At 74.2% G+C, this 3,813-nt stretch carries 4 protein-coding genes; all 4 read left to right on the plus strand.

Features of this window, described 5'->3' with window-relative positions:
• A partial coding sequence (locus GT354_RS44510) for an NAD(P)H-hydrate dehydratase (protein ID WP_161362946.1) occupies positions 1–635 on the plus strand: 635 nt, incomplete at its 5' end.
• 122 nt (positions 636–757) lie between these two features.
• Positions 758–1,933: an alanine racemase gene (gene alr / locus GT354_RS44515; protein WP_161362948.1), complete on the plus strand. Its 1,176-nt coding sequence runs from the start codon at positions 758–760 to the stop codon at positions 1,931–1,933.
• A complete protein-coding gene (locus GT354_RS44520; RefSeq protein ID WP_237536069.1) occupies positions 1,930–3,090 on the plus strand; it encodes an alpha/beta hydrolase in 1,161 nt (386 codons plus the stop codon). The genes alr and GT354_RS44520 overlap by 4 nt, the downstream gene beginning before the upstream one ends.
• Before the next feature lie 136 nt (positions 3,091–3,226).
• Positions 3,227–3,754, plus strand: coding sequence for a tRNA (adenosine(37)-N6)-threonylcarbamoyltransferase complex ATPase subunit type 1 TsaE (gene tsaE / locus GT354_RS44525; RefSeq protein ID WP_346012458.1), 528 nt, complete (start codon positions 3,227–3,229; stop codon positions 3,752–3,754).
• Positions 3,755–3,813 lie beyond the last annotated feature (59 nt).

Genomic DNA, 3,813 nt, shown 5'->3' on the forward strand with positions numbered 1-3,813 from the left:
AGGTGGTCGCGTCCGTGCTCGCGGCCTGGCCCGAGACACTGGCCGGTGCGACGGCCCCGCAGGACGCGGGCCGGGTGCAGGCGTGGGTGGTGGGCCCCGGGCTCGACACCGACCCCGAGGCCGAGCGCCGCTTGACGGGCGCGCTGGCCGGCGAGGCGCCGGTGCTGGTGGACGCCGACGGACTGACCCTGCTCGCCCGCTCGAAGCCCGGCACGTGGCGCACCCCCGCGATCCTGACCCCACACGCGGGCGAGGCGGTGCGATTGTTCGCGGCGGCCGACGTCACCGTCTCCCGTGAGCGGATCGAGGCCGAGCGGCTCGACCACGCGCGCCGGCTCGCCGAGGCGTACGGGTGCGTGGTGCTGCTCAAGGGCAGTACGAGTGTGATCGCCGCCCCCGACGGCCGGGTCCGGATCAACCCCACCGGCACGCCGTGGTTGGCCACGGCCGGTAGCGGTGACGTGCTCTCGGGGTTGGCCGGCTCACTCCTCGCGGCGGGGCTGGCACCGCTGGACGCGGCCTCGGTGGCGGCCTATCTGCACGGCCTGGCCGCCCGCGCGCTGCCCGGACCGCCGACCGCCCCGGACCTGATCCGGGCCCTGCCCGGGGTGTGGGCGGACGTTGCCGGCACGTGAGCCGGACGCCGAGGCGGGGCCGGCCTGCCACACTGGACCCTTGCACTTGCACTCCTGACGCCCGGGACTCCGAAGGTGCGGAGCCCGATCGGCGACAGCCCGTGGGAAGGATCACCAGCCACATGCGTGCCCAGGCGCGGATCGATCTCGACGCGATCGTGGACAACATCGCGGCCGTGCGGGCTCGGGTGGGGTCGGCGGCGGTCATGGCCGTGGTCAAGTCGAACGCCTACGGGCACGGCATGGTGCCGTGCGCCCGGGCGGCTCGCTCGGGCGGCGCCCAGTGGCTGGGGACGGCCGTGGTCGAGGAGGCCCTCGCGCTGCGCGCCGCCGGTGACACCGGGCGGGTGCTGACCTGGCTGTGGGCACCCGGCGACCGGTTCGAGGACGCGGTCCGGGCCGACGTCGACATCTCGGTGAGCGGCGAGTGGGCGATGGACGAGGTCGTGGCCGCGGCCCGGGCCGCCGGCCGCCCGGCCCGGGTGCACCTGAAGGCCGACACCGGCCTCGGGCGCAACGGCTGTACCCCCGGGCAGTGGCCCTCCCTGGTCGACGCCGCGCTCAAGGCTCAGGCCGACGGCCTGGCCGACGTGGTCGGCCTGTGGTCGCACTTCGCGTGCGCCGACGAACCGGGCCACCCCTCGATCGCGCCCCAACTGGCCGAGTTCCGTGCGATGGTCGGCTACGCCGAGGACTGCGGGGTCACCCCCGAGGTGCGGCACATGGCCAACTCGCCCGCGACACTGCTGATGCCCGAGGCGCACTTCGACCTGGTCCGGGTGGGTCTGGCCGGTTACGGCCTCTCGCCCGTGCCCGACATCGGCGGCCCCGCCGATTTCGGCCTGCGCCCCGCGATGACGCTCGTGGCGAGCCTGGCCAACGTCAAACGGGTGCCGGCGGGCCACGGCGTGTCCTACGGGCACGCGTGGATCGCGCCGAGGGAGACCACTCTCGCGCTCGTGCCCACCGGCTACGCCGACGGCATCCCGCGGCACGCGAGCAACGTCGCGCCGGTCCTGGTGGCCGGCCGGGTGCGCACGATCGCGGGCCGGGTCGCGATGGACCAGTTCGTGGTGGACCTCGGCGACGACGAGGCCGAGGTGGGCGACGAGGTGATCCTGTTCGGCCCCGGCGACCGGGGCGAGCCCACGGCCGAGGACTGGGCGGTCGCGGTCGGCACCATCTCGTACGAGATCGTCACCCGCCTGGGAGCGCGCGTGCCTCGCGTGTATTCGGGAGCGGACGCCTCGGAAGCGGACGCGACGGGGACGGACGCCACCGGGACGGACGCCACATGACCTCGCCCCTGCCTCCTCCCGCCGCGAGTGCCACCCGCGCGCTCGGCCGCCGCGCCGGCATCCTCGGCGCCGCGGTCGGCGTGCTGGCCGCCGGCGCCGCCGCGGGCGTGGCCATCGAGCGGATGACGGTCGGCCGAGCGTTTCGGCGCCGGACCGAGGCCCAGTTGGACGCGCTGGCCGAGTTCGGGACGCTGCGCGGCGAACCCCACATGGTGACCGCGGGCGACGGCGTCGAGTTGTACGCCGAACTCGACGGTCGGCGCGACGCCGAACTCACCGTGGTGCTGTGCCACGGCTACACGCTCGACATGGACTGTTGGCACTATCAGCGCGCCGCGCTGCGCGAGGACTACCGCCTGGTCCTGTTCGACCAGCGCAGTCACGGCCGCTCCGGACGCGGCGCCCCACAGACCTCGACGATCGACCACCTCGGCGAGGACCTGTACACGGTCCTGACCGAACTCGTGCCGACCGGCCCGATGGTCCTGCTCGGCCACTCGATGGGCGGCATGACGATCATGGCGCTCGCCGACCAGCACCCCGAACTGTTCGGCGACCGTGTGCTCGGGGTGGCGCTGATGAACACGTCGGCGGGCCGCTGGGCGACGGTGACGCTGGGCATCCCCGCCGCGGGCGCGCGGCTCGTGCACCGGATAGCGCCCGGGCTGCTGCGCACGCTCGGTCGCCGGGCGGGCCTGGTGGAGGCGGGCCGGCGCGCCGCGCGCGACCTGGTGTACCTGTTCACCGAGCGCTACGCGTTCGACTCCGATGTCGACCCCACGCTCGTGCGCTTCACCGACCGGATGATCTCGGGCACGCCGATCGACGTGATCGCCGAGTTCTTCCCGACGTTCGAGACACACGACAAGTTGGCGGCGCTGCCGGTGCTGGCCGGGGTGGAGACGCTCGTGGTCGGCGGCGAGGGCGACCTGATGGCACCCGCGTCGCACAGCGAGGCGATCAAGGAGGCGCTTCCGGGCGCCGAGTTGGTCATCGTGGCGAACTCGGGACACCTGACCCCGCTGGAGCATCCGGAAGTGGTGAACGCGGCGCTGCGCGGGCTCATCGCGCGCGCCGTGAGCGCACCCGCCCGGGACGCGCCCACTCGGGGCGCACGGCGATCCGGTGGGCACGCGCGAGGAGACTCCTCCGGATAGGTCGGATCCTTCGGATCGGGCGCGTCGCTCGGGCAGACCCGGCGCGGACGATCCACCCGACAGGCGATCCTGAACGACATGGGCCCGGGCCCGACGCGGGCGCTCGAAGCATGGTGTTGGTGGGAGTGGTGACGTGGTGCGAAATGTGACCGTGACGGTCGCCGGTGGTGCGGACACGCGTGCGCTGGGTGCGCGCCTGGCCAAACTGTTGCGGGCCGGGGACCTGCTTGTGCTGTCCGGCGGCCTGGGCGCGGGCAAGACGACCCTGACCCAGGGCATCGGCGTGGGCCTGGGTGTGCGCGGGGCGGTGACGTCGCCGACGTTCGTGATCGCCCGAGTGCACCCCACCGAGGTGGGCGGTCCGGCGCTCGTGCACGTCGACGCCTATCGGCTCGGTGGTTCGGGCGACGTCGAGGCGGAGATCGACGGGCTCGACCTGGACGCGTCGTTGGACGAGTCGGTGACCGTCGTGGAGTGGGGCGAGGGGATGGTCGAGGCGCTGGCCGAGAACCGCCTGGAGGTCGCGATCGAACGCGACGGCGCCGAGGCCGACGCGCCGACGGACACCCCCACCGACTTCGCCGGCGACGAGGTCCGCACGATCGTGGTGCGCGGAATCGGCGCGCGCTGGGCGGACGCCGATCTGGACGCGCTGACCGGCTGAGGCCCCGTGCGGTGACCGCCGACGGGCGACGCCCCGTCAGGTGGGCGGCGCAGTCGCCC

It is taken from the genome of Streptomyces sp. SID3343 (assembly GCF_009865215.1).
GTDB lineage: Bacteria > Actinomycetota > Actinomycetes > Streptomycetales > Streptomycetaceae > Embleya.

What these genes read in the sequence shown, in the direction of transcription:
- alr (WP_161362948.1), top strand. Translation starts at nt 758, where the DNA reads ATGCGTGCCCAGGCGCGGATCGATCTCGACGCGATCGTGGACAACATC.
- GT354_RS44520 (WP_237536069.1), top strand. Translation starts at nt 1,930, where the DNA reads ATGACCTCGCCCCTGCCTCCTCCCGCCGCGAGTGCCACCCGCGCGCTC.